Annotated in this window: 3 protein-coding genes; all 3 read left to right on the plus strand. The window is 67.3% G+C overall.

Annotation, left to right across the window (positions count from 1 at the left end):
- On the plus strand, nucleotides 1-260 hold a 260-nt coding region (locus HOP12_03845), incomplete at its 5' end, for an EamA family transporter (GenBank protein ID NOT33284.1).
- Nucleotides 261-314: 54 nt separating this feature from the next.
- Nucleotides 315-830 carry a protease complex subunit PrcB family protein gene (locus tag HOP12_03850; GenBank protein ID NOT33285.1) on the plus strand — a complete coding sequence of 172 codons (516 nt, stop codon included), beginning with the start codon at nucleotides 315-317 and terminating at the stop codon, nucleotides 828-830.
- An 8-nt stretch (nucleotides 831-838) separates the two neighbouring features.
- Nucleotides 839-2,571 (plus strand): hypothetical protein (locus HOP12_03855; protein NOT33286.1); only part of this gene is annotated, 1,733 nt, incomplete at its 3' end.

The following is a 2,571-nucleotide window of genomic DNA, read 5'->3' on the forward strand; positions in this document are numbered from 1 at the left end:
GAGCGAGGATCGCCATCGCTGCTGCGCGCGCCGCGCGCGGCTGGTCGCTTGGCGCCGGCGCGCTCGATTCGTCGGCGAACGCTGCGTTCTGGTTCGCGGTGCAGGGCGGTTCGCTGGCGATCGTTTCGGCGCTCGTCAACCTGGCGCCGGCGACCAGCGTGTTGCTCGCTCGCGCGTTTCTGGGCGAGCGCTGGAGCGTGCCGCAGCGCTTCGGACTGGCGATGGCGCTGGCTGCGGGGTTGATGATTTCGCTGGGGTAGCCGCCCGAAAGTCGCGTGCTATGCTGCGGGCTCGCTGGCCGGCGGAGGAGACCCATGAAGCACTTCCATGCCGTGACTCGCTCGAAGCTCTGGTTCGCTCTCGCGCTGACGCTCGCGCCGCTGCTGGCCGGCTGTGGTTCCGATCTCGCCGGCTCGCGCGAAATTGAAATCGTGCGCATCACCCCGAACGCACCCGGTCTCATCTACACCTCGGGGCTGACCTCGCCGCTGCGAGCCGTGATCAACGATCAGGCCGCACTCGAGCAGATGTGGACCACCGCATTCGCGGCCGTCGGCTCACCCCCGCAGATTCCAACCATCGATTTCACGAAGGAGATGGTGGTCGTGGTGGCACTGGGTCAGCGCGCGAGTGGCGGCTATTCGATTCAGGTCGCCGACGCGAAGATGTCGCGCGGTGCACTCGTCATCGACGTGCTGCTCAAGTCGCCGGGAAATCGCTGCGCCGTCACGCTCAGCTTCACCGAGCCACTCGACATCGTGAAGATCGCACGGGTCTCCGGATCGGTGCGATTCGAGGATCGCAGTCGCGTTCAAAGCTGCGGGTCCTAGGAGATCTCATGCGACCCCATTCCCCCCGGATGTGTGGCCTGCTGCTCGCCGCGTGCCTGGCGCTTCCGGCCGTCGCGCTCCATGCCGCGCCGCTCGCGGTCACGCAGCTCTCACCGGCGCGCAATGCCGTGGCGCAGCCGACCGCTGCGGTGGTGATCGACTTCGACAAGCCGGTCAACCCGGCGTCGGTGACGCCGAGCACGTTTCGCGTGTTCGGCCGCGCGAGCGGCACCAAGACCGGCGCGTTCACGTTTTCGAACGGCAATCAACGGGTGAGCTTTCAGCCGAGCGAGCCGTTCTCGGCCGGCGAGACCGTGCGCATCAACCTGTCGCACGATCTCGCGGCCGCCGATCTGACCACGTTGCGAAGCGCCGGCTACTTCTACCAGTTCCAGATTCGCACCCTGCCGGGCGGAACGTTTCAGTCGCTCGGCTCGATCACCAATCGGATCAACAACGTGCAGACCCGCATCTATGGAGCGGCCGCCACCGATCTGAACAACGACGGCTGGATCGATCTGGCCACCATCAACGAGGTCAGCTCGGATGTGCGCGTGTGCCTGAGCCGCGCCGACGGCTCGGGGCTCTACCAACCGTTCCTGCCGGCCCAGCCGATCGGCTTCGAATCTAGCCCCAACGACCCGGCGGACTTCAACAACGACGGCAACACCGATCTGTGCATCGACGCGTCGTACGTTTCGACCACCGCCGTGATGCTCGGCGCTGGCAACGGCACGTTCTCGTCGATTCAGAACCTTTCGGCCGGTGACACCCCGCACGGCATCACCACGCTCGACGTGGACGGCGACGGCGACCCCGACATCGCGACCGCGAATCAGGGTGACGACAACCTCGGCCTGCTCATCAACAACGGCGCCGGAGTCTTCAGCCCGCCCACGTTCTTCGAGGGTGGCGTGAATGGCGAATACGGCCTGGTCGCCGCGGACATGAACAACGACGGCATCGCCGATCTGGTGGTGGCCGGCAACGGCAGCGGCGATGTGCGCGTGATGCGCGGCAACGGCGACGGCACCTTTACGCAGGCGGGGCCTGCGCGCTCGTGCGGCGGACTGGTGTGGGTGGTGGTGGTCGACGACGTGGACGGTGACGGCAATCTGGACGCCGCGACCGCGAACAACGGGTCCGGCAATGGCGCCATTCTGCTGGGCAATGGCGACGGCACCTTCGACGCAGCGACGCTCTACTCGACCGGCTCGCACACCCCGTCGGTGGACCTGGGCGACTTGGACGGCGATGGCGATCCCGACCTGGTGCTGTCGGTCTACAGCGGCGGCATCTGGCGCTACTTCTTGAACGACGGCGCCGGAAACTTCGCGTTCCAACAGGACTTCACCGCTCCCAGCAATCCATCGTGCGCGGTGCTCTACGACTCCGACAACGACGGTGACCTGGACATGGCGCTCACCGACGAAATCGCCGACGTCATCGTGCTGATGCGAAACATCGGCGCGGCCGACGTCGCGCCCGGCGCATTGCCGGCGCAGCTCGCGCTGCGACCGAACGCGCCGAATCCGTTCCGCGACGGCACCGTGGTGCGCTTCGCTCTGCCGGCACCTGCCCAGGTGCGGCTCGACGTGTTCGACGTGAGCGGCCGGCGTGTCGCGAGCATGGAGCCCGTCGCGCGCGGCGCGGGGTGGCAGGAGCTCGCGTTCAATGGGCGCGACGCGGCGGGTGCGCCGCTCGCGACCGGCGTCTATAGCTATCGCGTGAGCGCAGGGGC

Source organism: Candidatus Eisenbacteria bacterium (assembly GCA_013140805.1).
GTDB lineage: Bacteria > Eisenbacteria > RBG-16-71-46 > RBG-16-71-46 > RBG-16-71-46 > JABFRW01.

Excerpts from the sequence above, each read along its gene's own strand:
- HOP12_03850 (NOT33285.1), top strand. The coding sequence starts at position 315 with ATGAAGCACTTCCATGCCGTGACTCGCTCGAAGCTCTGGTTCGCTCTC.